General features: G+C 60.5%; 18 protein-coding genes and 1 pseudogene. 14 read left to right on the forward strand and 5 right to left on the reverse strand.

The window, feature by feature from the left end:
- Window position 1: 1 nt before the first annotated feature.
- Window positions 2-1,150 (reverse strand): ROK family transcriptional regulator, encoded by a 1,149-nt coding sequence (locus tag L4923_RS24270; protein ID WP_425531003.1) that lies wholly within the window; start codon window positions 1,148-1,150, stop codon window positions 2-4.
- A 295-nt stretch (window positions 1,151-1,445) separates the two neighbouring features.
- Here L4923_RS24270 and L4923_RS24275 point away from each other — a divergent pair, with 295 nt between their 5' ends.
- From L4923_RS24275 to L4923_RS24310, 8 genes and pseudogenes are all read left to right on the forward strand, one after another.
- On the forward strand, window positions 1,446-2,477 hold the full coding sequence (locus L4923_RS24275) for a sugar ABC transporter substrate-binding protein (RefSeq protein WP_239369682.1): 1,032 nt from the start codon (window positions 1,446-1,448) through the stop codon (window positions 2,475-2,477).
- Between the two features lie 164 nt (window positions 2,478-2,641).
- A complete protein-coding gene (locus tag L4923_RS24280) occupies window positions 2,642-3,724 on the forward strand; it encodes an ABC transporter permease (protein WP_239369683.1) in 1,083 nt (360 codons plus the stop codon).
- Window positions 3,721-4,506 carry an ATP-binding cassette domain-containing protein gene (locus tag L4923_RS24285; protein WP_239369684.1) on the forward strand — a complete coding sequence of 262 codons (786 nt, stop codon included), beginning with the start codon at window positions 3,721-3,723 and terminating at the stop codon, window positions 4,504-4,506. The genes L4923_RS24280 and L4923_RS24285 overlap by 4 nt, the downstream gene beginning before the upstream one ends.
- 197 nt (window positions 4,507-4,703) lie before the next feature.
- A complete protein-coding gene (locus L4923_RS24290; protein WP_239369685.1) occupies window positions 4,704-7,172 on the forward strand; it encodes a glycogen/starch/alpha-glucan phosphorylase in 2,469 nt (822 codons plus the stop codon).
- 52 nt (window positions 7,173-7,224) lie between these two features.
- Window positions 7,225-9,426, forward strand: a pseudogene (glgB, locus tag L4923_RS24295) (1,4-alpha-glucan branching protein GlgB); the annotation flags it as partial.
- 107 nt (window positions 9,427-9,533) lie between these two features.
- Window positions 9,534-10,799, forward strand: a complete 1,266-nt coding sequence (gene glgC / locus L4923_RS24300) for a glucose-1-phosphate adenylyltransferase (RefSeq protein WP_239369686.1) — start codon at window positions 9,534-9,536, stop codon at window positions 10,797-10,799.
- Window positions 10,800-10,802: 3 nt separating this feature from the next.
- Window positions 10,803-12,248: a glycogen synthase GlgA gene (glgA, locus tag L4923_RS24305; protein WP_239369687.1), complete on the forward strand. Its 1,446-nt coding sequence runs from the start codon at window positions 10,803-10,805 to the stop codon at window positions 12,246-12,248.
- Window positions 12,249-12,251: 3 nt separating this feature from the next.
- A complete protein-coding gene (locus L4923_RS24310; protein WP_239369688.1) occupies window positions 12,252-13,880 on the forward strand; it encodes an alpha-D-glucose phosphate-specific phosphoglucomutase in 1,629 nt (542 codons plus the stop codon).
- Between the two features lie 51 nt (window positions 13,881-13,931).
- Here L4923_RS24310 and L4923_RS24315 read toward each other — a convergent pair whose 3' ends face one another.
- Window positions 13,932-14,372, reverse strand: a complete 441-nt coding sequence (locus tag L4923_RS24315; protein WP_239369689.1) for an SRPBCC family protein — start codon at window positions 14,370-14,372, stop codon at window positions 13,932-13,934.
- Between the two features lie 149 nt (window positions 14,373-14,521).
- Here L4923_RS24315 and glgX point away from each other — a divergent pair, with 149 nt between their 5' ends.
- Together glgX and bglA are read left to right on the forward strand one after the other, a co-directional pair.
- Window positions 14,522-16,519 carry a glycogen debranching protein GlgX gene (gene glgX, locus L4923_RS24320; RefSeq protein WP_239369690.1) on the forward strand — a complete coding sequence of 666 codons (1,998 nt, stop codon included), beginning with the start codon at window positions 14,522-14,524 and terminating at the stop codon, window positions 16,517-16,519.
- Entirely contained in the window at window positions 16,516-18,132 is a 1,617-nt protein-coding gene (gene bglA, locus L4923_RS24325; RefSeq protein ID WP_239369691.1) for a beta-galactosidase BglA, read from the forward strand. Before glgX ends, bglA begins: the two co-directional genes overlap by 4 nt.
- Window positions 18,133-18,194: 62 nt before the next feature.
- On the opposite strand, the gene L4923_RS24330 is transcribed toward bglA, so the two are convergent.
- Together L4923_RS24330 and L4923_RS24335 are read right to left on the reverse strand one after the other, a co-directional pair.
- On the reverse strand, window positions 18,195-19,994 hold the full coding sequence (locus tag L4923_RS24330; RefSeq protein ID WP_239369692.1) for a pilus assembly protein TadG-related protein: 1,800 nt from the start codon (window positions 19,992-19,994) through the stop codon (window positions 18,195-18,197).
- Window positions 19,991-20,452 (reverse strand): TadE family protein, encoded by a 462-nt coding sequence (locus L4923_RS24335; RefSeq protein ID WP_239369693.1) that lies wholly within the window; start codon window positions 20,450-20,452, stop codon window positions 19,991-19,993. Before L4923_RS24335 ends, L4923_RS24330 begins: the two co-directional genes overlap by 4 nt.
- Before the next feature lie 382 nt (window positions 20,453-20,834).
- Here L4923_RS24335 and L4923_RS24340 point away from each other — a divergent pair, with 382 nt between their 5' ends.
- From L4923_RS24340 to L4923_RS24355, 4 genes are all read left to right on the forward strand, one after another.
- A complete protein-coding gene (locus L4923_RS24340; RefSeq protein WP_239369694.1) occupies window positions 20,835-22,430 on the forward strand; it encodes a peptide ABC transporter substrate-binding protein in 1,596 nt (531 codons plus the stop codon).
- A 64-nt stretch (window positions 22,431-22,494) separates the two neighbouring features.
- Window positions 22,495-23,418, forward strand: coding sequence for an ABC transporter permease subunit (locus L4923_RS24345; protein ID WP_239369695.1), 924 nt, complete (start codon window positions 22,495-22,497; stop codon window positions 23,416-23,418).
- Window positions 23,411-24,538: an ABC transporter permease gene (locus L4923_RS24350; protein ID WP_239369696.1), complete on the forward strand. Its 1,128-nt coding sequence runs from the start codon at window positions 23,411-23,413 to the stop codon at window positions 24,536-24,538. Before L4923_RS24345 ends, L4923_RS24350 begins: the two co-directional genes overlap by 8 nt.
- Window position 24,539: 1 nt before the next feature.
- Complete coding sequence (locus L4923_RS24355) at window positions 24,540-26,159, forward strand: ABC transporter ATP-binding protein (RefSeq protein WP_239369697.1); 1,620 nt, start codon at window positions 24,540-24,542, stop codon at window positions 26,157-26,159.
- A 90-nt stretch (window positions 26,160-26,249) separates the two neighbouring features.
- Here the strand turns inward: L4923_RS24355 and L4923_RS24360 are convergent, their stop codons facing one another.
- Window positions 26,250-26,570 (reverse strand): YMGG-like glycine zipper-containing protein, encoded by a 321-nt coding sequence (locus L4923_RS24360; RefSeq protein WP_239369698.1) that lies wholly within the window; start codon window positions 26,568-26,570, stop codon window positions 26,250-26,252.
- Window positions 26,571-26,662 lie beyond the last annotated feature (92 nt).

Below are 26,662 nucleotides of genomic sequence, written 5' to 3' on the forward strand. Positions count from 1 at the left end.
GTCAGATTGTTCCGGATGTCGAGGTTGGACCGACGAGGAAGCGGTCGGAAAGTGGCAGGCTGGCCCCGCCAAGCGCGCGCGCATGGATTCCGACCGTGCCTTCCCGCACAGTCGGCAGTTTGAGGCCCTCGGCGTCAACCTTGTCCAGCGCGCTGCTGACGGCCTTCACCAGCCGTGCGCGGATTGCGACGGGCATCCAGCCGTCAATCACCGCTTCTTCGAAATCGATCACCGCGGATGCGGAAGCAATGGCGTAGGCCAAGGCGCCGGCTGCATCGGCAAGCCACGTGTCGAGCTCCGGCCCAATGTCACCCCACTCCTCGGGCGAGGTCCACAGGTGCTGGGCATCCACGCCTCGCAGCGCAAGCGCCTTTTCCAGCGTTGCGATGGAGGCGACGTCGATGAGCTGGATCGGCTTGCCACCCGGTCCCGGTACCGGCATCGAACCAAGCGCTCCGGCATTGCCGGTCGGCCCGCTGTAGATACGGCCGTTGAGCACGATGCCACCCCCGGCAAAAGCACCGATGTAGAAATAAACGAAGTCGCGGACGTCCAAGGCGTTGCCGAAAACAAGCTCGGCACCGCAGGCCGCGGTCGCATCGTTCTGCAGATAAACGGGAAAGTCGCACAGCGCCTGGATGTCGGCGCGGATGTCGCGGTGGCGCCATTCCTCCATGATCGAGCGCGGCGCGCCGGCTGCATCGGCCCAACTCCACAGCTCGAACGGTACGGCGATGCCCAGGCCGGAGACACGCCGGTCCTGCGCCGGCGTCAGCTCTGACCTGAGCTTGGCGACGCCTGCAGCAACAAAATCCACGGTCTCCGACGGTGCCGGATAACGGTAAGAGTGGTGCAACATGGCGCGCACCTTGCCGAGAAAGTCGATCAACACCAGTTCGGCACTGCGGCGGCCGATCTTGAGGCCGATGAAGAAGGCACCCTCCGGGTTAAGCGCCATCGGAATGGAAGGCTGGCCAATGCGGCCACGCAACGGTTCGCGGCGGAGCAGCAGGCCTTCGTCCTCAAGCTCGCGCATGATGACGGAAACTGTCTGTGCCGAAAGGCCGGTCATGCGGGCGATGTCGGATTTCGCGAGGCCGCCATGCTGGCGCACGAGCGAAAGCACGAGCCGTTCATTGTGATCGCGCATGCCACTCTGGTTCGTGCCACGGTGGAGACGGCTGGCGGCCGGCTCGCCCGAACCGTGCTTTTGAACGCCGTCGTCCAACAGCTTCCTCCCTCCCATGATTTCTTGTCTGACTTTTGGCCGAGAATGAGCCGGCTCCGCAAGTGTGTCAATAATAAATAAGAGTGATTTAATTATTGACACGGAAATACGATTGGTGTTTCGTTTGTGTCAGGGGTGCTCACCGGGAAAAGCAGACGAGCGCCTCGGCGGCGCGCATTTCTGCAGCCGCGATTTTGGTTCTGGGAGGAGTACCTCTATGCGATTTTCTGTTCTCAAGACGTCCGTATTCGGCGCCGCGGTTGCGGCGCTTGCAAGTTTTGCCGCGCCAGCCTCCGCAGCCGATGTCGGCGCGTGCCTGATCACCAAGACCGACACCAATCCGTTCTTCGTCAAGATGAAGGAAGGTGCCACCGCCAAGGCGAAGGAACTCGGCGTTACGCTGAAGACCTACGCCGGCAAGATCGACGGCGATACCGAAAGCCAGGTCGCAGCGATCGAAAGCTGCATCGCCGACGGCGCCAAGGGCATCCTGATCACCGCTTCCGACACCAAAGGAATCGTTCCGACCATCAAGAAGGCGCGCGATGCCGGCATTCTGGTGATTGCGCTCGACACGCCGCTGGAGCCGGCTGACGCTGCGGACGCCACCTTCGCCACCGACAATCTCTTGGCCGGCAAGCTGATCGGCCAGTGGGCCGCCGCCACGCTGGGCGATAAGGCGAAGGATGCCAAGGTTGCGTTCCTCGACCTCACCCCCTCGCAGCCGACCGTCGACGTGCTGCGCGACCAGGGGTTCATGATCGGTTTCGGCATCGATCCGAAGGACGCCAACAAGATCGGGGACGAGGATGACCCGCGCATCGTCGGCCACGACATCACCAACGGCAATGAGGAGGGCGGCCGCAAGGCGATGGAAAACCTGCTGCAGAAGGATCCTTCCATCAACGTCGTCCACACCATCAACGAGCCAGCCGCGGCCGGCGCTTACGAAGCTTTGAAAGCCGTCGGCATGGAAAAGAACGTGCTGATCGTATCGGTCGACGGCGGCTGCCCAGGTGTGAAGAATGTCGAGGGCGGCGTCATCGGTGCCACCTCGCAGCAATATCCGCTGCTGATGGCGTCACTCGGCGTAGAGGCGATCAAGAAGTTCGCCGACAGTGGCGAGAAGCCGAAGCCGACCGAAGGCAAGAGCTTTGTCGATACCGGCGTGGCGCTGGTCACCGACAAGCCGGCCAGCGGCGTCGAATCCATCGACGTCAAGACCGGCCTTGCTAAGTGCTGGGGTTGATCTGAACCCACAACGGCGTGACATTGCCTGAGCGGGTGCTCTCTTGGCGGAGCACCCTCTCTTCCGGCGGTCTTCCGGCCGGAGAGGGGGCATTGGCGCGCCGGCGAGGCATCATCACTCTAGCTGTATGACGGGACGCCAGTCCCCGATCAGGAGGAGCCGACATGACCGACGCTTCGGCGGATGCCAGGCGACCGCAGGAATTCGAAAAAGTGCTGACTGGAGCCGACACAGCTGTGGCGGACTTCGACACGCACACACGGTCGACCCTGGAAAAGATACAGCATTTCCTGCATTCCAATCCCGCCGCCGTGCCATTGATCGTGCTGGTGGCATCAGTGCTGGTATTTGGTCTGATCATCGGCGGCAAATTCTTCTCCGCCTTCTCGATGACGCTGATCCTGCAGCAGGTCGCCATCACCGGTGTCATCGGCGCTGCGCAAACGCTCGTTATCCTGACTGCGGGCATCGATCTTTCGGTCGGCGCCATCATGGTGCTGTCATCGGTGGTGATGGGCCAATTCGCCTTCCGCTATGGCCTGCCGCCTTCTATTGCGATCCTGTGCGGCTTCGCCGTCGGCGCGCTGTGCGGCTGGATCAACGGCGCGCTCGTCGCCTACATGAAGCTACCGCCTTTCATCGTCACACTCGGCATGTGGCAGATCGTTCTGGCCTCGAACTTCCTTTATTCGGCCAACGAGACCATTCGCGCGCAAGATATTGAGACGCAGGCACCGATCCTGCAATTCTTCGGCAACAATTTCCGCATGGGCAATGCGGTCTTCACTTATGGCGTCGTCGCCATGGTGCTGCTGGTGGCCATTCTCTGGTACGTCTTGAACCACACTGCCTGGGGACGTCATGTCTACGCGATCGGCGACGATCCGGATGCTGCTGAGCTGTCAGGCGTGCGCGTCACCCGTATGCTGCTATCGGTCTATGTTCTGTCGGGCCTGATCTGTGCACTCGGCGGCTGGTTGCTCATCGGCCGTATCGGTTCCGTTTCACCGACCGCCGGCCAATTCGCCAATATCGAATCCATCACAGCGGTGGTGATTGGCGGCATCTCGCTGTTCGGTGGACGCGGATCGATCCTCGGCATGCTTTTCGGGGCGCTGATCGTCGGTGTTTTCTCGCTCGGGCTGCGCCTTATCGGCACGGACCCGCAATGGACCTATCTGTTGATTGGCGTGCTGATCATCAGCGCCGTCGCCATCGACCAATGGATCAGGAAGGTTGCAGGATGACCACGGAACCCATTCTCACCGCACGCGGACTGGTCAAGCGCTACGGCCGCGTCACAGCACTGAACAGCGCCGATTTCGACCTCTATCCAGGCGAGATCCTTGCGGTCATCGGCGACAACGGTGCCGGAAAATCGTCGCTGATCAAGGCGATCTCCGGTGCTGTTACGCCGGACGACGGCGAGATCCTCCTGGAGGGCAAGCCGGTGCAGTTCAAGTCTCCAATGGAGGCGCGCGCCGCCGGCATTGAAACCGTGTACCAGAATCTCGCCCTGTCGCCAGCGCTCTCGATCGCCGACAACATGTTTCTCGGCCGAGAAATTCGCAAGCCGGGAATCCTCGGCTCGTGGTTCCGCATGCTCGACCGCGCGGCAATGGAAAAGCGGGCACGCGAAAAGCTCACTGAACTTGGCCTCATGACCATCCAGAACATTGGCCAGGCGGTCGAGACACTGTCGGGTGGTCAGCGCCAGGGCGTGGCTGTGGCACGTGCCGCGGCTTTCGGCAGCCGCGTCGTCATCATGGACGAGCCGACTGCTGCCCTTGGTGTCAAGGAAAGCCGCCGTGTGCTGGAACTGATCCTCGATGTGAAGCGGCGCGGGCTACCGATCGTGCTCATCTCTCACAACATGCCGCATGTTTTTGAGGTGGCGGACCGCATCCATATTCACCGGCTCGGCCGACGTCTCACTGTCATCAATCCGAAGGAATATTCGATGTCGGATGCAGTCGCGTTCATGACCGGGGCAAAGGCCCCGCCGGAAGCAGCCGCGATCGCTGCGTGATCTGGCGATTGCACCCGGAGTGCGTTGCGATAAACTCTGGGTGCAATGCGAAATATTAGCAAGACTAAATCGATTGAAAAATTCTGGTCCCTTATCTGGTCTGGGCTGGAAGGCCCTGCTATGCATGCTTTTTGAAAGGCAAATTCGGTTTACGGGGAGACGGATGAGCTCCGATCTCCGGTCGCGCGAGAGGCAAGATGACCCGCACCAAGACGCCTAGTGCTTCGCTGCCTGATCTCGATCACCCCGACCCGCAGACGCTTGCGTCCGAAGTGCTGATGGCTCTCAAATATCGAGTCGGCAAGGACGTTAGTGTCGCGACCCCTTACGACTGGCTGACCGCTTCCATCAAAGTGGTGCGCGATCGTGTGATCGACCATTGGATCAGCGCCACCAAGGAGACTTACGAACAGCAGGAAAAGCGGGTCTATTACCTATCGCTTGAATTCCTGATTGGCCGACTGATGCGAGACGCCTTCTCCAATCTCGACATTATGGAGCCGATGCGTCAGGCGCTGTCTTCGTTGGGTGTCGACCTTGACGAGATCGCGACGTTGGAGCCGGATGCAGCCCTCGGCAATGGTGGCCTGGGCCGGCTCGCTGCCTGCTTCATGGAATCGATGGCGACTGTCGATGTGCCGGCCCATGGCTATGGCATCCGCTACGCCAACGGCATGTTCCGCCAGGAGATCCACGACGGCTGGCAGGTGGAGCTGCCCGAAACCTGGCTCGATCACGGCAACTCATGGGAGTTCGAGCGTCGCGAGCGTTCCTTCGAAGTCGGTTTCGGCGGATCGGTGGAATCCGTCACCGCCAGGGACGGACGGCTTGAACGGCATGTCTGGAAGCCGATGGAGCATGTGCTCGCGGTTGCCTACGACACGCCGGTGGTCGGGTGGAAGGCCAAGCGGGTCAACACGCTGCGGCTCTGGTCCGGCATGCCTGTCGACCCGATCCTGCTCGACAAGTTCAACGCAGGCGATCACATCGGTGCGCTGGCTGAAAGCAACAAAGCCGACGCGCTGTCACGCGTGCTCTATCCCGCAGACTCGCACAAAGCCGGCCAGGAATTGCGGCTGCGGCAGGAATATTTCTTCTCGACGGCTTCGTTGCAGGACATCCTGCAGCGTCATCTCAGCCAGTATGGCGAGCTGGACTCCTTGCCGGACAAGGCCGCCATTCATCTCAACGACACCCATCCGGCCGTTGCTGTGCCGGAACTGATGCGGCTGCTGATGGACGTCCACGGCATGGATTTTGCCAAGGCCTGGGACATCACCAAGCGAACCTTCGCCTACACCAACCACACGCTGCTGCCGGAGGCGCTGGAAAGCTGGCCAGTGCCGCTGTTCGAGCGGTTGCTGCCGCGGCACATGCAGATCGTCTACGCCATCAATGCCGAAGTGTTGCAGGAAGCGCGCTCGACAGGTCGCTTTTCAGGCGACCAGATCGCTGCCATTTCGTTGATTCAGGAAAATGGCGACCGCCGCGTGCGCATGGGCAATCTCGCCTTCGTCGGTTCGCATTCGATCAACGGCGTATCGGCACTGCATACCGAACTGATGAAGCAGACGGTGTTTGCCGACCTGCACCAACTTTATCCGGACCGCATCAACAACAAGACCAACGGCATCACGCCGCGGCGTTGGCTGATCCAGTGCAATACCGGTCTGACGGCGCTGACACGCGAAGCCATCGGCGGCCGTTTCCTCGACGACATCGAGGCCATCAGAGACCTGGATCGTTTCGCGGACGATGCGGCATTCCGCAAGAAGTTCGCAGCCGTAAAACGCGCCAACAAGGTGCGGCTCGCCAAGCTGGTCGCTGACCGGCTGGGCATTCGGCTCGATCCGTCGGCGCTCTTCGATATCCAGATCAAACGGATCCACGAATACAAGCGCCAATTGCTCAATATCCTGGAAGCTGTGGCGCTCTACGACCAGATCCGCTCGCATCCGGAGAAGGACTGGACGCCCCGCGTGAAGTTCTTCGGCGGCAAGGCAGCCCCCAGCTATCACAATGCCAAGCTGATCATAAAACTGGCCAATGACGTCGCCAAGGTCATCAATGGCGACCCCGCCGTGCGCGGACTGCTGAAGGTCGTGTTCGTGCCCAATTACAATGTCAGCCTTGCCGAGATCATGATGCCGGCTGCTGACCTGTCGGAGCAGATCTCGACTGCCGGCATGGAAGCGTCGGGCACAGGCAACATGAAGTTCGGACTGAACGGCGCGCTGACCATCGGTACGCTCGACGGCGCCAATGTCGAGATGAAGGAGCATGTCGGAGACAACAACATCTTCATCTTCGGCCTGAAAGCCGACGAGGTCGCCGAACGTCGTCGCAACGGCTACCAGCCGCGGGCCGTCATCGAAGGCTCGCCGGAATTGGCGCAGGCTATTTCAGCGATCTCGTCAGGTGTGTTCTCCCCGCATGATCCGGATCGCTATCGCGATCTGATGAATGGTCTTTATGACAGCGACTGGTTCATGGTTGCCGCTGATTTCGATGCCTACGCTGCCAAGCAGCGCGAGGTGGACGCAGTCTGGAATGACAGCGCCGACTGGAACGCTCGGGCCATTCGCAATGTTGCTCGTATGGGCTGGTTCTCATCGGATCGCACGATCCGCCAATATGCGAAAGAAATCTGGAACGTGCCTGTGTGATGTGATTGCATGAGGCCATGACCGTGGCCGTGGACCCAGGGAGGGGTGCCGCTTGACGAAAAAGCCGCGCGAGACCGCGACGAGCGACAATGCTGACTGGGCGGCTTCCACTGCCGACGTCAAGGCGATCGTGGCGGGTACGCATGGCAATCCCTTCTCTGTCCTGGGTGTCCAGGAAGCTGGAAAAGGATTCGTCGCGCGGTGTTTCACTCCCGATGCCGAGACGGTCGTCGTTCACACGCTGGCCGGCAAGGGGATCGGCGAACTTTCCCGCCGCGGCGAGGCCGGCTTCTTCGAAGGGCCGATCGGAGTCAGCAAACGTCAGCCAGTCAAATACCAGGCACGCAATGCAGGTGGCGAGTGGTGGATCACAGATCCCTATTCCTTCGGGCCAGTCCTCGGGCCGATCGACGATTACTACATGGCGGAAGGCTCGCATCTTCGCCTGTTCGACAAGCTGGGTGCGCATCTCATCGACCATGAGGGGGTGGGTGGCGTGCATTTCGCCGTCTGGGCGCCAAATGCAAAACGGGTCTCCATCGTCGGCGATTTCAACGCATGGGATGGCCGTCGCCATCCGATGCGTCTGCGGCAGGATAGCGGCATTTGGGAGATATTCATTCCCGACCTCGGCGAGGGGCGGCCCTACAAATACGAGATCGTCGGGGCAAAAGGCGTTCGCCTGCCGCTCAAGGCAGACCCCTTCGCTTTCCGCTCGGAACTACGCCCCGCCACTGCCTCGGTGACGGCGGCTCCCTCAGCGCACAAATGGGGTGATGCCGTTCATCGCAAATTCTGGCGCGAGGCGGAGGCGCGCCGCCAGCCCATTTCGATCTACGAGGTTCACGCCGGCTCGTGGCAGCGCAATGAGGACGATAGCTTTCTGACCTGGGACGAGTTGGCGGAGCGGCTAATCCCATATGTGATCGACATCGGTTTCACGCACATCGAACTGCTGCCGATCTCGGAGCATCCCTACGACCCGTCCTGGGGCTATCAGACCACCGGCCTCTATGCCCCGACCGCTCGCTTCGGTGACACGGAAGGTTTCGCGCGGTTCGTCGACGGCGCTCATAGGGCCGGCATCGGCGTTATCCTCGACTGGGTGCCGGCGCATTTCCCGACCGACGAGTTCGGCCTCGCCAAGTTCGATGGCACCGCCCTTTACGAGCATGCCGACCCACGCAAGGGCTATCAGCCCGACTGGAACACGCTGATCTACAATTTTGGCCGGCGCGAGGTGTTGTCCTTCCTCGTCAACAACGCGCTTTACTGGGCCGAAAAATACCATGTCGACGGGCTGCGCGTGGATGCCGTCGCTTCGATGCTCTACCTCGACTACTCACGCAAGGCCGGCGAGTGGATCCCGAACGAAAAGGGCGGGCGCGAGAACCTCGAGGCCGTCGCCTTCCTGCAGCGCATGAACAAGGAGCTCTATGGGAGTCATCCCGGCGTCATGACGATTGCTGAGGAATCCACCTCCTGGCCCAAGGTTTCACATCCGGTGCATGAGGGCGGGCTGGGTTTCGGCTTCAAGTGGAACATGGGTTTCATGAACGACACGCTGGAATACCTCGCCCGCGAGCCGATCTTCCGCAAGCACCATCACAACCAGATCACCTTCGGGCTGATGTATGCCTTCACCGAAAATTTCGTGCTGCCGCTCTCGCATGACGAGGTGGTGCACGGAAAGTCGACCCTGATCGGCAAGATGGCCGGCGATGATTGGCAGAAATTCGCAACGCTGCGCGCGTACTACGCGTTCATGTGGGGCTACCCCGGCAAAAAGCTGCTGTTCATGGGACAGGAATTCGCGCAGCGCCGAGAATGGAGCGAGGCCCGCGCGCTCGACTGGGACATGCTGCAACACGCTCCGCATCGCGGCGTGCGCGACGTCGTGCGCGATTTGAACCATCTATATCGCGAGAAGCCGGCGCTGCATGCGCGTGATTGCGAGCCGGAGGGGTTTGAGTGGCTGATTGTCGATGACGCCGAGAATTCGGTGTTTGCCTGGCTGCGCAAGGCGCCGGGCGTCAATCCGGTTGCCGTCCTTTCGAATTTCACGCCGGTTCCGCGCGAGAATTACCGCGTTCCCTTGCCGGAGGCAGGCACCTGGCGCGAGATCATGAATACCGACGCCGCTTCTTATGGCGGGTCCGGCAAGGGCAATGGCGGCGCCGTGGAAGCGCATGCTGAAGGCGATCGCGCGGCGGCGCTGATGGTGTTGCCGCCATTGGCGACGCTTATGCTGGAATTCGTGCCCGCGACCAAAGGCAGGAAGGTCGACGGGCGGACAAATTCGGGTACGGGGTCGCGAACGAGGAAAGCTGCGGTCTCAAGGGCAAAGCAGGGAGGTTGATAATGGCGGATTTCAAACGGTCGCAACCGCTGGCACGCGATGCGATGGCTTATGTATTGGCCGGCGGACGCGGTAGTCGCCTCAAGGAATTGACCGACAGGCGCGCGAAACCTGCGGTCTATTTCGGTGGCAAGACCCGTATCATCGACTTCGCGCTTTCAAACGCCCTGAACTCCGGTATCCGCCGCCTGGGTGTGGCCACCCAATACAAGGCGCACTCCCTGATCCGTCATCTGCAGCGCGGCTGGAACTTCCTCAGGCCCGAACGAAACGAGAGTTTCGATATCCTGCCCGCTAGCCAGCGCGTCTCGGAAACGCAGTGGTACGAAGGCACCGCCGACGCGGTCTATCAGAACATCGACATCATCGAGGCCTATGGGCCCGAATACATGGTGATCCTCGCTGGCGACCACATCTACAAGATGGATTACGAACTGATGCTGCGCCAGCACGTCGATGCTGGCGCGGATGTCACCGTGGGCTGTCTCGAAGTGCCGCGCATGGAAGCGACCGGCTTCGGGGTCATGCATGTCGACACCAAGGACAATATCATCTCCTTCATCGAGAAGCCGGCCGATCCGCCCGGCATCCCCGACAAGCCGGACTACGCGCTGGCCTCGATGGGCATCTACGTCTTCAAGACCAAGTTCCTGATGGAGCAGTTGCGCCGCGATGCCGCCGAGCCGGAGTCCAGCCGCGACTTCGGCAAGGACATCATCCCCCACATCGTCCAGCACGGAAAGGCCGTGGCCCACCGTTTCGCCAAATCTTGTGTGCGTTCGACAGCGGAGGCCAGTCCCTATTGGCGCGATGTCGGAACCATCGACGCCTATTGGGAAGCCAATATCGATCTGACCGATATCACGCCCGAACTCGATCTCTACGATCGCGACTGGCCGATCTGGACTTATGCGGAGCTGAAGCCGCCGGCCAAGTTCGTGCACGACGACGAGGGGCGGCGCGGCATGGCGGTCTCCTCGCTGGTGTCGGGCGACTGCATCGTGTCGGGCGCGTCCTTGAAGCGCAGCCTGATCTTCACCGGCGCACGAATCAATTCCTACTCCAGCCTCGACCACGTCGTCATGCTGCCGGACTGCCATGTCGGCCGCAATGCGCGACTGACCAATGTCGTCATCGACCATGGCGTGCACATCCCTGAAGGGCTGATCGTCGGTGAAGACCAGGAACTCGACCGCAAGCGCTTCCGTGTTTCGGAACGGGGCATTGTTCTGATAACGCAGGACATGATCGACAGGTTGGGAACGTAACGCATGCAGGTTCTGTCCGTCACGCCGGAGATCTTCCCGCTGGTCAAGACCGGCGGGTTGGCCGATGTCGCCGGGGCCTTGCCCGTCGCGCTGGCCGGCAAAGGGGTGGCCATGCGCTCTCTCGTGCCCGGCTATCCGGTTGTGATGGAGGCCCTCAAGAAAAAGAAGGCTGCGGCCACCTATCAGGCGCTGTATGGCGGCAAGGCCACGGTCCAGGCCGCGCAGGTGGAGGGGCTCGATCTCTTGGTGCTCGACGCGCCGCATCTTTTCGATCGCGTCGGTGGCCCTTACGGCGACAGCAATGGTCGCGACTGGCCGGACAATTGGCGCCGCTTCGCCGCCTTGAGTCGTGTCGGCGGCGACATCGCCGGCGGCAGCATCGCCGGCTACAAGCCCGATATCGTGCATGCGCATGACTGGCAGGCGGCAATGACGCTGGCTTACATGCGCTACGGCAAGGCAGTTGGCACACCGTCGCTCATCACCGTGCACAATCTCGCCTTCCAGGGTCAGTTCGGTGCCGGGATCTTTGGCGAGCTCGGCTTGCCGGCAGAAGCCATGAGCCTCGACGGCGTCGAATATTATGGCGGCGTGGGCTATCTCAAGGCAGGTCTGCAAGCCGCATGGGCGATCACCACTGTCAGTCCGACCTATGCCCAGGAAATCCGTGTGCCGGAATTCGGCATGGGCCTGGACGGGCTGATCAATCTGCGGGCGGGCGATCTCCATGGCATCGTCAATGGCATCGATGTCGACATCTGGAATCCCGCTACCGACCAGCATCTGGTGTCGACCTATTCGGCAGAAACCTTGACCAAGCGCGCGGCCAACCGCGCCGCGGTCGAAGAGCGCTTCAACCTCGCCAAGGACGACAGCCCGATCATCTGCGTGGTCAGCCGCCTCACCTGGCAAAAGGGGATCGATATTCTCGCCGCGATGGCTGATGGGATCGTCGCGGCTGGTGCCAGGCTTGCCGTGCTGGGCTCAGGCGATCCGGGTCTCGAAGGTGCGTTGCTGGCCGCCGCCGCTCGCCATCGCGGCCGCATCGGTACGGTCATCGGCTATGACGAGGCATTGTCGCACCTTATGCAGGGCGGCTGCGATGCCATCATCATTCCTTCTCGTTTCGAGCCATGCGGCCTGACCCAGCTTTACGGTTTGCGCTATGGCTGCGTTCCGATGGTTGCGCGCACGGGCGGGCTGGCCGACACGATCATCGACGCCAACGAGGCGGCGGTGGCTGCCGGGGTGGCGACAGGATTCCAGTTCGCCGCCAACAGCGGCGACGCATTGCTCCACGCCGTTCATCGGTTGATGCAGGCGCACGGCAACGCTGCCGACTGGACCTCGATCCAGCGGCAAGGCATGAAGGCTGATGTGTCCTGGGACCGCAGTGCCGGGAAATATGTCGAGCTCTATCGCTCGCTGCTTGCAAGGAAGGTTGCCTGAACGATGATCCGTACCGTCGCCACCAAGCCCTTTGACGATCAAAAGCCCGGGACTTCCGGGCTGCGCAAGAAGGTGCCGGTGTTTCAGCAGGAGAATTATGTCGAGAATTTCGTCCAGTCGATTTTCGACTCGCTGGAGGGCTTCCGGGGCAAGACGCTGGTGCTTGGGGGCGACGGCCGTTTCTACAATCGCGAGGTGGCGCAAAAAGTGATTGCCATTGCCGCAGCCAACGGCTTCGGCAAGGTCATGGTCGGACAAGGGGGAATCCTGTCGACGCCGGCTGCCTCCAACGTTATTCGCAAATACAAGGCCTTCGGCGGCATCATCCTGTCAGCCTCGCACAATCCCGGCGGCCCGCACGAGGACTTCGGTATCAAATACAATGCCGAGAACGGTGGCCCGGCGCCCGAGAAATTGACCGACGCGATCTACGCCCGCACCAGGGCAATCGCCGAATACAAGATCGCCGACATCACGCCGATCGATCTGGACACGATCGGTACGGTGAAGGCGGGCGACATGATTGTGGAGGTGATCGACCCCGTTGCCGACTATGCCGAGTTGATGGAAGCGCTGTTCGACTTCGACGCGCTGCGCAAACTGTTCAAATCCGGTTTCCGCATGCGCTTCGATGCCATGCACGCCGTGACCGGCCCTTACGCCAAGGAAATCCTGGAAAACCGGCTCGGCGCGGCCGCTGGCACCTGCCGCAATTTCAAGCCGTTGCCGGACTTCGGCGGCCATCACCCCGATCCGAACCTGGTTCATGCCAAACATCTCTATGACGAGATGATGGGACCGGATGCGCCGGACTTTGGCGCGGCCTCCGACGGCGATGGCGACCGCAACCTGATCATCGGCAAAGGCATCTTCGTCACACCGTCGGATTCGGTGGCTATGCTGGCAGCCAATGCGCATCTGGCGCCTGGCTACAAGGACGGTCTCAAGGGCATCGCTCGCTCCATGCCGACCAGTGGTGCAGCCGACCGCGTGGCTGAGAAGCTTGGCGTCGGTATTTATGAGACGCCGACCGGCTGGAAGTTCTTCGGCAATCTGCTCGATGCCGGCATGGCTACGATCTGCGGTGAGGAAAGTGCCGGCACCGGCTCCAACCATGTGCGCGAGAAAGACGGCCTCTGGGCCGTTCTGTTGTGGTTGTCGATCCTGGCTGCGCGCGGAGAAGGCGCCAAGGAGATCGTCACAAAGCACTGGGCTGAATATGGCCGCAACTATTATTCGCGGCATGACTATGAGGAGGTCGACAGTGCCCGCGCCAATGCGCTGGTCGATGAACTGCGCGCCAAGCTCGACTCGCTTGCGGGCACGACTGTGCGCGGCTTGAAGATCGCTGCGGCCGACGATTTTTCCTATCACGATCCGGTTGACGGTTCGGTCAGCCAGAAGCAGGGCATCCGCATCCTGTTCGAGGGTGGCTCGCGCGTGGTATTGCGGCTCTCCGGAACCGGCACGTCAGGCGCGACGCTGCGTGTCTATATCGAGCGCTACGAGCCGGATCAGTCCAAGCATGGCCTCGACACACAGGAGGCGCTGGCCGATCTCATCGCGGCGGCCGATGAAATAGCTGGAATCAAGCGTCATACCGGCCGCGACGAGCCAAGTGTGATCACCTGAGCAGTTTCCCGCCGTGGGAGGAGACATCTTCGCTCCCACGGCGGATTGTTGTCAGGGGATGTTGGGTTCGACCAGATTGGCGAGCTGCAGCAGGGATTCCTGCCAGCCTAAATAGCAGCCAGCCTCAGGGATCGCTTCCGGTACGCCAACCTGCACGATCTTGAGGTCGGTGCCGCAGAAGACTTCGGTGAGTTCGACCGTGACCTTGATCTCTCCCGGCAGGTTCGGATCGTCGAAGCGATCGGTGTAGACAAGCTTCCGGTTTGGCTCGAGTTCCAGAAACTCTCCGCCGAAAGAGTGCGCGTGGCCGGTCGTGTAGTTCTTGAACGCCATCCGGAAGCTGCCGCCAACCTTGGCATCGAAATGTTCGACGTTGCACAGGAAGCCATAGGGTGGCAGCCAACGACACAAGGCGTCAGCATCGACGAAGGCACGATAGACCTTTGCGGGCGGAGCTTTCAGAACACGATGCAAGCGGATGGTGTGGGGCACAACTTCCTCCTCGTCAGTTGCTGGTTTGGAATTCGAACCGCGGATTCAACAGGCAAGCGAGATGAAACCTGTGGTTTCGCGATCTGGCAGGCTTGCTATTGTTGCCTGCCGGAGAGTCGCAGACAACATCGAAATCATCGCAGGAGCGCATGGCCCCCGTTACATTCGGAGCACGGCCCGACAAATCAGGCATTGAATTTGCGGTCTGGTCCAGTCGAGCCAGCAAGATCGAACTCTGCCTCTTCGACGCTGCCGACCACGAGATCGAGCGCCTGCCCATGGTGCCCGGGGAGAAGGATGTTTTCCAGCTGTATGTGAAGGGTGCCGGAGTGGGTATGCGCTACGGTTACCGGGCTGATGGCGATTATGATCCTGCACGCGGCCTTTGGTTCGATCCGGACAAATTGCTGGTCGATCCCTATGCCGTCGAGGTCGATCGCCCTTATGTCTATGATGCGAGGCTTGGTGCGCGGCGCGGCGAGGGTGGCGATACGGCGCCGTTGATGCCGAAAGCGATTGTGACGGCCTTGCCCACGGCGCCGTCGGTAGCGCCGCCGCTCTTCCAACCGGGGGGACTGATCTACGAGTTGCCGGTCCGAGCCTTCTCCAAGCGCCATCCGGACGTGCCGAAAGAGGATCGCGGCACGTTGCGTGCGCTCGCCCATCCCGCCGTCATCGATCACCTGAAGAAAATCGGCGTTTCCGCGGTCGAGTTGATGCCGGTCACGGCAAAGATCGATGAGCGCCATTTGCCTCCGCTTGGACTGACCAATGCCTGGGGCTACAACCCTGTCACCTTCATGGCGCTGGACCCGCATCTGGCGCCGAGAGGCATGGCCGACCTGCAGGCGACGACGAATGCCCTGCGCCAGGCGGGAATCGGCGTGATCCTCGATCTGGTCTTCAACCACACCGGCGAGAGCGACGAGCGCGGTCCGACGCTGTCGCTGCGTGGCCTGGACAATCTCGCCTACTATCGTCATGAGCCGGACGGTCGGTTGATCAATGACACCGGCACCGGCAATACGCTTGCCTGCGACCATCCGGCGGTGCGCGATCTGATCCTGGCAAGCTTGCGTTATTTCGTGAGCCATGCGGGTGTCGATGGTTTCCGCTTCGACCTTGCGCCCGTGCTGGGACGCGATGGCGAAGGTTTCAACGCAAACGCGCAACTGCTTGCTGCAATGCGCAGCGATCCGGTCCTCTCGGACCGTATCCTGATCGCCGAGCCATGGGATATTGGCCCGGGTGGCTATCAGCTCGGCCGATTTGGCTCGCCCTTTCTGGAATGGAACGACAAATATCGCGACGACGTCCGTCGGTTCTGGCGCGGCGACAGCGGTATGGTCGGACGGTTGGCGACGCGTTTGGCCGGCTCGTCCGATGCTTTCATCGGAGAAAAGCAAAGCCGCAGCGTTAATTTCATCGCGGCCCACGATGGCATGACGCTGGCCGACCTCGTGCGTTACGAGAAAAAGCACAACGAGGCGAATGGCGAAGCCAACCGAGATGGCCATGACGAGAACCTGTCATGGAACCTCGGTGTCGAAGGCGAAAGTGCGGAGCCTCGTATCGTTGCCGGACGTGCCGGCGATCAGCGTGCGCTGCTTGCGACCCTGTTTGCCTCGCGCGGCACGATCATGCTGACTGCCGGCGACGAGTTCGGCCGCAGCCAGCACGGCAACAACAATGCCTATGCACAGGACAACGAGCTCACCTGGCTGGATTGGGAAAAGTGCGATCTTGCCCTGGAGGACCATGTCGCCGCGCTATCGGCTCTGCGCCGCAGCCTGATTGCGTTGAGCGACACGGAATTCCTGACCGGACAGCCTCGCAATGACAAGAGTTTGCCCGATGTCGCCTGGATGACCGAAACCGGCCTGCCGATGGATGAAGCTGCCTGGAATGATCCGGTCCGACGCCGATTGATGATGGTTTTGGCCGGCGCGGGCGAAGATGCCGGCCGGCTCGCCGTTCTGGTCAATGGCGACCGGCGCGCATCGACATTCGTGTTGCCGCTCCGCGACGGCTATCGTTGGCTCGATGCTCTTGATCAGGATGCGTCCGCCGAAGCCTGGCGTCTGGTGGAGGGCAGGGCGGTGGCTTTCATGATCGAGCGCAGGGCAGATAAAGGAGAGGCCGGATGACCGGAAACGAATGGTGGCGCGGTTGCGTCATCTACCAGATCTATCCCCGTTCCTTTCAGGATACGACTGGCGACGGCAGCGGCGACCTCAAGGGCATCACGGCGCGGCTTGCCCATGTCGCGTGGCTCGGCGTCGACGCGGTCTGGCTCTCGCCATTCTTCAAATCGCCTATGGCCGATATGGGCTACGATGTCTCCGATTACCGGGCTGTGGATCCTATCTTCGGTTCGCTGGAGGATTTCGATGCGCTGTTGGCCGAAGCGCACCGGCTGGGGCTCAAGGTGATCATCGATCAGGTGCTGTCGCACACGTCCGATCAGCATGCCTGGTTCCGGGAAAGCCGTTCCAGCCGCGACAACGAAAAAGCGGATTGGTACGTCTGGGCCGAGGCAAAGCCGGACGGCTCGCCGCCGAACAACTGGCTCTCGGTCTTCGGCGGTCCGGCTTGGGAATGGGATGCCACACGGCGGCAATACTACATGCACAATTTCCTCGCCGCCCAACCGGATCTCAACTTCCACAATCCTACGGTGCAGGAGGCGCTTCTGGAAAGCGTGCGGTTCTGGTTGGAGCGTGGCGTCGACGGCTTTCGCCTCGATACCGTGAATTACTACGTCCACGACCGCTGGCTGCGATCCAACCCGCCATTGTCGGCAAGCCTCGCGGGGACGCTGAACGAGACCAATCCCTATCTTTTCCAGGAGCATCTGTTCGACAAGACGCGTCCGGAGAATCTTGAATTCCTGAAACGTTTCCGAACCTTGATAGACGAATTCGGCGATCGCGCCGTGGTCGGTGAAGTCGGCGACGAAGGCCGCTCCCTGCAGACAATGGCGGCCTATACATCGGGAAACGACCGCCTCAACATGTGTTACACCTTCGACCTGCTGGGGCAGGCCTTCTCGGCGGCACATGTGCGCGGCTGCGTCGAAGCGTTTGAGAGCGCCGCACCACAGGGCTGGGCTTGCTGGGCTTTTTCCAATCACGACGTGGTTCGTCACGTCAGCCGTTGGACATCGCCTGGGAGCGACGCCGATGCGGTGGCGAAATTCGCCATAGGGTTGCTTGCGTGTCTGCGCGGTTCGATCTGTCTCTACCAGGGCGAAGAACTCGGACTGCCCGAGGCCGAACTTGCCTTCGAGGATTTGCGTGATCCGTACGGCATCCGCTTTTGGCCGGGCTTCAAAGGGCGTGATGGCTGCCGCACGCCGATGCCCTGGGAAGCTGGTGCCGAGAACGCTGGTTTTTCCAGCGCGAAGCCGTGGCTCCCGGTGCCGGACGAGCACCGTGCACGGGCAGTCGATGTTCAAAACGGCCGAGAGGATAGTGTGCTTGCCGCCTATTGCGCTGTGTTGGCCTTGCGCCGGCAGCATCCGGTGCTCGCGACAGGCTCGATCCGTTTCCTCGATGCGGAAGGCGATGTGCTGGCATTTCTGCGCGAGGCAGAGGGCGAGAGGCTGCTGTGCGTTTTTAACTTTGCGCAAGAGGGTGCGGTTTGGCCGCTATCGGAAGAAATCGTCGAGGTGTTCGATTTCGCTGGACTCCCGGTTCCAGCCGGCGAGGGCGGATTGCAGTTGCCACCGTTGGGGGCGTTTCTTGCCCGGTTGAGCTAATCGTAAAGGGCGGACGACTTTGGAGTCTTCCGCCTCTTAACCAGTGCAGCGAACAAAAATGTTCACTGCACGAGAACCGATTGTCCGCAGGTCGCGCCGGTAACACGGACATCGGCTTCACCGAGACCGATGCCGAGGGACGAAAGCAACCATGCGATGGTGTTGTCCAGCGGAGTGGTGATCTTCTGCAGGACTGGGATCAGTGCCGGGCGGATGGTGTTCAGCAGAAGATCCGTGATGAGGTCCAGTTTTATCCCCAAAACGGCTGCACTCAATTGCAGATTGCTGAGAAGCGAGGTTGTTGCCGAGTTGGTATAGTTCGTCGTTTTTACGGTTTTGGCCGTTTTGGCACTTATGTCCGAGTTGTTGAATGTCAGGTTCGTCGTGCTCGTATTGCCGATGTCGATATCGGCATAGGCGTTCACCGTCACGAGATTGAGGTGCAGCAACAGCAGGTCGATGACGACGTTGAGAACCGGGGCAGGGGTGAAGCTTTGCGGTTGTGTGAAGTCGGCGAAACTTGTTCCTGTGGTCTGTGCGATCTTCAGGTCAGCGATGCCGGGACGCGCGGCGATTGTGACGACGCGACTCGCTGGTAACCCGGTCGAACAGCTGATGTCGCTGAGTGTGGCTTCGGCATAAGCCAGCTCAACGTTGACGGGTAAGTTAATTACCCCTGGTTTGCCTTGTTCATCCTTTTTGATGTCAACGCCCGGTGTCAGTTGGCTGGAGGCTGGGATAACCTCGACGACCAGTTTCAGCCGTGTCTGGGCGGTGCGCACCACATCCCCTTTCTGCCCCACTCTGAACCATGGGGACGATTGAGGTGGTTCACCAACGGCGAGCAGGATGCTGATCTTCAGCACGCCTGGAATGTTCACAGCCGCCCCAAGATCGATCTGCTTGTTGCCGTTGGCCAGGCCAGCTGCCGCAGAGACCATGTTGAACAAGCCGGCATCGACAGTCAGGCCTGCAGGTCGTTGCCCCAAGCCAAGGCGCCCGACATTGCCGAGATCGACCAGCGCGTTGAGCGGAATTTTGATCACATTGGTCGCGCCCGCCGCCAAGGTTTGCAGGGCCAGTTGGCTGCGCGAGTCCAGTCCCTGCACGCCAGCCAACGCGCTGAGGATCTGACCGATCGTGACCTTGGAAGCCAGCACGTCGGAATAGCTTACGCCGGTAAGATTGAGCTTGATGGCGAGCTGGTCCAAAAATGACAGAACGTTCACATCGGCGCTAAGCAGCGAATTGTAATCCATTGCGTTGAGCGCCACATTGGTGCCGAGAAGACCGCCGAGCACAGCATTGAGCAGGGGGCTCTTGCTGGTGTCTACTGAGGCTAGCCGCGAGCCGACGGAGAACGCAGCCTGGGGTGTGACCGAGGCGATGGCGTTGTTGCTGATGATCGGCGGACTCATGAAGGCACCGCCAAAGTACATCGTGCCAACCTTGCGCACCGACACCGAGACAGCGTTATAAGGTTGCGCATTGGCCTGGAAGCGCTGGCCGACAGCCGAAGTCGGCGTGTACCGGCCTCGCACGACACTCACCAGCGGGTTTCCGGGGGTCGGGGTGCCCGTGCCCGACTGAACCACCGTTGCGCCGGTCAGACCATTATCATTCAACGTGTTCAGCACCGCCTGGTTGGCATTGGTTAGATTGGAGCCCGCCGCGATGGCTGCAAGATCCGTAATCGACTGTGTCGCGCGCCGTTCGGTGTAGAGGGAGCCTTCGTCGACGGCGACGGCCATCAACGCAAGCACGACAGGCATGGACAATGCCGTCATGACAGCGAAATTTGCGCTTCGGTCCGGCAGAAAGCGATGAACCAGATCACGCAGACCAGGTGGTACGTGCATCATACGCCTCCGACGCGAATGGTGGACTGACGTGCGATGTTGGTGCCCGGCAAAGGCAGCCCCGACAACAGGTTCCAGATCGGCAGGTTGCGTGCGTCGTAGGTGACCGAGACCACGAACTGGCTGCCGTCAGCGGTGCTATCCTTGGCGACGACCGTGAGTTTGGTGGCGTCGACAAACGGATAGCCGGCCGCGTTGTTGGCCACAAAAGTCGTAACGAGCGACTGACGCTCGGTCTGGTTGAGCCCTGCTACCGCCGTTCGAGCTGCATCCGCTGCGATCTGTTGAACGGAATGGCTAGCACCGAAATATATGCCATACGCAACCATTCCGAGCAAAAAAAGGATAAACAGCGGTGCAAGCAAAGCAAATTCAACCGCTGATGTTCCCTTATTCTCATCTTTCCATCGCGAAAATGTCGAATGGAAAATGAAAGTTGAGCCTCCTCGTATACTATGCATGCTTTCTCCCGCCTAAAAAAGAAAAGCCTACAAAAGTACTTTTGAAAGTAACCGGCGGTTGCTTAATGGCGCATTAATATTTTAGGCAAGTGTCAAACGATGCGGATGCTTGTACAAGGTTAAGAGGGGTAATGGTTAGTCAGAGGTTACATAATTGATTTTATTCATGTTTCCGCGCCTCTGCACAGCAATAGCGCGAGCGTGACGTTGGGGAAGGTTTCGCGCATGTTGAAATAAAAATTCGCGGCGTTAGTGTCTGCCCATCTGCTGCGGGGAGGGAACCGCAGCTCGCCCCAGGAGAGGCCGGTGAACGGCCTGCGGGCGTCAACGTCCCGCGAGCCCCAAGAGAGCCGGCTCGCATGAGAAAGGGAGAATTGATTCCATGCTGAAAACCATGCTGAAGGCGACTGTGTTCGCCACCACGCTCGCTTTGGCGAGCGGCGCCTTCCATTCGGCGGCCTTCGCCGAAGTGGTCTATAATCGTGGCAGCGCCGCTGAACCGGAAACGGTCGACCCGCACAAGACTTCCACGGTCTATGAGGCGCATGTCCTGCGCGATCTGTTCGAAGGCCTTGTGATGCAGGACGCCAAGGCCGACCTCATTCCGGGCGCTGCCGAGAGCTGGACGATCTCCGATGACGGCAAGACCTATACTTTCAAGCTGCGCAAGGATGCCGTCTGGTCGGACGGCAGCCCGGTAACTGCGGATGATTTCGTCTATGCTTTCCGCCGCCTCGAGGATCCAGCCACCGGCGCGGAATATGCGTCGATGCTGTATCCGGTGGTCAAGGCTGAAGACGTCAACAAGGGCAAGGCCAAGCCTGAAGAGATGGGGATCAAGGCGATCGATCCGCTGACCCTTGAGGTCAAGCTTAACGCACCGACCCCCTATTTCCTGGAAATGCTGACCCACCAGGCGGCTTATCCAGTTAACAAGGCGTCGATCGAAAAGCTCGGCGCGGAATGGGTGAAGCCGGGCAAACTGGTTTCCAACGGTGCCTACACGCTGGCTGAATGGGTGCCGAACGACCACATCAAGATGGTCAAGAACCCGAAATTCCACGATGCAGCCAACGTCAAGATCGATGTCGTCAACTTCATTCCAACCGAGGATCGTTCCTCGGCAATGAAGCGCTTCGAAGCCGGCGAGATGGACAGCTACGATGATCTGCCGACCGAGCAGTTGCCTGACCTCAAGGCGAAGTTCGGCGATCAGATCCGCGTCGCACCTTATCTCGGCACTTATTATTACGCGATCAAGACCGACAAGAAGCCGTGGGACAATGTCGAACTGCGCAACGCCATTTCCGAGGCTATCGACCGCGACTTCCTGGCTGAGAAGGTCTGGAACAATTCGATGTTCCCCGGTTATTCGATGGTACCTCCCGGCATCAAAGGCTACACGCCAGCGATGGCCAAGTTCGCAGAGAAATCACAGATTGACCGCGAAGACGAAGCCAAGAAGGTCCTGGAAAAGCTCGGCTACGGCCCGAGCAATCCGTTGAAGATGGAAATCCGCTACAATACCTCGGAGAACCACAAGAACACTGCTGTAGCCATCCAGGAGCAGCTCAAGCCGCTCGGTATCGAGGTGACGCTGCTCAACACCGACACCAAGACCCATTACGGCTACCTTGAGCAGAAGGGCGATTACGACGTCGCCCGCGCCGCCTGGATCGCCGACTATCAGGATCCGGAAACCTTCCTCGGCATTACCCGCAAGGACAGCGGCAACAACTATTCGAGCTACAACAGCCCGAAATTTGAAGAAGCCATGAACAAGGCCGCTGCCGCCGGCGGCAATCCCGAAGAGCGCATGAAGCTGCTCAGTGAAGCCGAGCGTGTCCTGATCGACGAGGTTGGTCAGATCCCTCTGCTCTATTACAGCTTCCACAACATCGTCTCGCCGAAGTTGCACGGTTTCGAAGACAACGTCATGGACGTGCACCCCTCGCGCTTCATCAGCAAAGACCAATAATCTGAGCGTACCGCCGTCTCCGACAGGAGGCGGCGGTTTCTCTCGCTGGTGAGGTCTGGCGACAATGTTGATCTATGTCTTCCGGCGGCTTTTGACCGCCATCCCGACGCTATTCGTGATCGTTACGCTGGCGTTCTTCCTGATCCGGGTCGCACCCGGTGGCCCCTTCAACCAGGAACGCGGACTGAGCCCCGTCATCAAGGCCAACCTTGAGGCTCAATTCGGTCTCAATGATCCGCTCTGGAAACAATATCTGAACTATCTCAACAACCTGCTGCACGGTAGTTTCGGACCGAGTTACAATCTGCCGGATTTCACCGTCGGTGAGCTGTTCTGGAAGGGCCTGCCGATCTCGGTTCAACTCGGCGCTTCTGCTCTGATCCTGGCTCTGATCCTGGGATCCATCCTCGGTGTCGTTGCCGCGCTCAACCAGAACAAGAGCGCCGACTATGCCGTCATCGCGGTTGCAACCGCCGGCTCTACCATCCCGACCTTCGTCATCGCGCCGTTGATCCAGCTTGTCTTCGGACTGAGCTGGAAACTGTTGCCGATCGGCGGCTGGGGCGACGGCGCGCTCATCAACAAGATCGGGCCGGTGCTCACGCTGGCCTTGCCGCAGATCGCCATCGTGGCCCGCTTGATGCGCGGTTCAATGATCGAATCCTTGCGCTCGCATCACATCCGAACGGCACGTGCGCTCGGCCTTTCAGACTGGTCGGTGGTTGTGAAGCATGCCCTGCGCGGCGCACTGCTGCCCATCGTCTCCTATGCCGGCCCGGCAGCGGCGGCGCTGCTCACGGGCTCCATCGTGGTCGAGACCATTTTCTCGATCCCTGGCGTTGGCCGTTATTTCGTCGATGCAGCACTCAACCGCGACTACACGCTGGTGATGGGCACGGTTGTGGTGATCGCCATCTTCACCATCCTCTTCAATCTGATCGTCGATATCCTGTACGCCGTGGTCGATCCGAGGGTGCGCTATGACTGAGATAGCAGCCACCTCCGTTCCTCCGACCGTCGTGGGCCGTTCGCTCTGGGGCGATGCCTGGGCACGATTGAAAGCCAATCGTGCGGCCATGATCAGCCTCTGCTACCTCATCTTGATGGGCCTCGTCTGTATCGTCGGACCCTGGTTCGTGCCGCACCAATACACGACGATCTATTCCGATTATGTGCGCACCCCGCCGAGTTTCTCCGCCTATCCGAAGGAGGAAATGATCAAGACTGCGCTGGACGATGTGGTCCGGCGCATGCGCGTCGACGTCAAGGACGTGAAGCAGGACGGCGGCAATCTCACCATAACCCTGACGTCGTCCAAGCCGATCGATGAACGCTATCTGCGCTACCTTGACCGTTCTGACACGTTCGATGGCGCGCAGATCCTGAGCAAGTCTCCAGAAGGCAATGAACTCGTCATCGGCACGACGGTGCGGCAAGCCTATTTCTTCTTCGGCACCGACAATATCGGTCGTGATCTGTTGTCCCGCACACTGGTAGCAGGACGCATCTCGCTGGCCATCGGTCTGCTTGCCGGTGTTGTCGCCGTCGTGATCGGGGTGCTTTACGGCGCCACTGCCGGTTTCGCCGGTGGCAAGGTCGATGAAGTGATGATGCGCATCGTGGATGTGCTCTATTCGCTGCCCTTCATCTTCTTCGTCATCATGCTGGTGGTGTTCTTCGGACGCAACTTCGTGCTGATGTTCCTGGCCGTTGGTGCTGTGCTGTGGCTGGACATGGCTCGCATCGTCCGCGGTCAGGCGCTATCCATCCGCCGGCAGGAATATGTGCAGGCGGCTGAGGCGCTCGGAGTTGGCCAGCGGGGTATCCTGTTGCGCCATGTCATTCCCAATCTGCTCGGACCGGTCGTCATCTACATGACGTTGCTGGTACCACAGGTCATCATCCTGGAAAGTTTCCTGTCGTTCCTGGGCTTGGGCGTGCAGGAGCCGATGACCAGTTGGGGTGTGCTCATCTCCGCCGGCGCCAAGAACATCGGCACCGCCAACTGGCTGCTTCTGTTCCCCGCCTTCTTCCTTGTCTCGACGCTGTTCGCGCTGAACTTTGTCGGTGACGGCCTGCGCGACGCGCTCGATCCAAAGGACCGTTGAGATGGCTGCTGCAGAAACCGTTCTCGATGTTCGCGACCTCAAGGTTCGCTTCCGCACTCTCGATGGTGCGGTGGAGGCCGTGAAGGGCATCAACATCAACGTGAAAGCCGGCGAAACCGTCGCCGTCGTCGGTGAATCGGGCTCCGGCAAAAGCCAGACCATGATGGCCGCTATGGGGTTGCTGGCCTCCAATGGCGAAGCGACCGGCGCAGTCGATTATCGGGGCTCGAACCTGCTCACCATGCGCAAGTCCGAACTGAACAAGGTCCGTGGCCGCAAGATCAGCATGATCTTCCAGGAGCCGATGACCTCGCTCGATCCACTTTATACGATCGGCAACCAATTGATGGAGCCGATCCGGCGTCATCGCGGTTTGAGTGCCGCCGCCGCACGCGAAGAAGCGTTGAAGCTGCTGCGGCTCGTCCACATCCCCGATCCCGAGCGGCGGTTGAAATCCTATCCGCATGAGATGTCGGGCGGGCAGCGCCAGCGCGTCATGATTGCCATGGCGCTTGCCAACGATCCGGACGTCCTGATCGCTGACGAGCCGACGACCGCGCTGGACGTCACCATCCAGGCGCAAATCCTCGTGTTGTTGGCCGAACTGCAGAAGAAGCTCGGCATGGCCATCGTCTTCATCACGCATGATCTCGGCATCGTGCGGCGCTTTGCTGACCGCGTCTATGTGATGCGCTCCGGCGAGGTGGTGGAGGAGGGCGAGGCGACGGCACTTTTCGCCAACCCACAGCATCCCTACACCAAGATGCTGCTGGCAGCCGAGCCAACGGGCCGCAAGGCGCCGCCGCCGCCGGATGCGCCGATTCTCCTGGAGGGACGCAAGGTCGAAGTGACCTTCAAGATCGGTGGCGGTCTCCTCGCCGGCGATCCGGTTATCCTGCGCGCTGTCGACGACATCTCCATTCGTCTCAAACGCAACCAGACCATCGGTATCGTCGGTGAATCCGGTTCCGGAAAATCGACGCTTGGACGTGCGTTGCTGCGGCTCTTGCCGAGCGATGGGCAAATCCGCTTCGGGAACAGCGATATCTCCGCTGCCGACAAGCAGGCAATGCGACCGCTGCGCCGCGAGCTGCAGCTGGTTTTCCAGGATCCATTCGGTTCGCTGTCGCCACGCATGACCGTCGGCCAGATCATCACCGAGGGACTGTTGGTGCACGAACCTTCATTGTCTTCGAAGGAACGTGACCGCCGCGCCATGGAGGCCTTGCAGGAGGTCGGCCTCGATCCGGTTATGCGCAATCGTTATCCGCACGAATTCTCCGGCGGCCAACGCCAGCGCATTGCCATCGCACGCGCCATGATCCTGAAGCCCAAAGTGGTGGTGCTGGATGAACCGACTTCGGCGCTCGACCGCTCCGTGCAGAAGCAGATCGTGGAGCTGCTGCGCAAGCTGCAAGCCGATCATGACCTGTCTTATCTGTTTATCAGCCACGATTTGGCGGTCGTGCGGGCGATGGCCGACTACATCATCGTCATGAAGCAGGGCAAGATCGTCGAGGAGGGCCAGACAGAAGCGATCTTCGATCACCCGCGTGAGAAATACACGCAGACATTGATGGCTGCAGCCATCGATTCGACCCGCTTCAGGGCCAGTGCCTGACGCAAAAACGTTTAATGCGGATGCACAAGAAAGCCCCGGAGCCTGCTGGACCCGGGGCTTTCTCGTTCTCGCCGTAACTGAGCCCGAGGCTTAATAGTCGCCGTTGTAGTACCGCTCATCGCAGGGCGCGGTGTAGACGCGGCCGTAACGATCCTGGTACCGGCACATTTCCTCGCCGCGGCGCGCGCGGCGGTCGGGTGTCGTGGCGCTGCCAACGGCCGCGCCCAAAAGGGCGCCTGCGCCCGCGCCGATCAGAGTGCTCTTGGTATCGCGGCCGATCGCCTGGCCGACAAGTGCGCCACCGGCACCACCGACCAATGCGCCCGTGCCAGCGCGCTGCTGCTGTTCGGTTTGGCAGCCCGCCAAAGCGACCGCCATGAGGATAGCGGCAATAGTTGTGTGAAGTCGCATCGAGAGGTCCTCTCCATAAAATCCCGCCGTTACCTGATGCCCTGAAAGGCCATTGCGGCGGAACGGGGGCAGTCAATCATCTCGTGACCGTC

The sequence above is a fragment of the Terribium retamae genome (assembly GCF_022347545.1).
In the GTDB taxonomy this organism is placed as follows: domain Bacteria; phylum Pseudomonadota; class Alphaproteobacteria; order Rhizobiales; family Rhizobiaceae; genus Mesorhizobium; species Mesorhizobium retamae.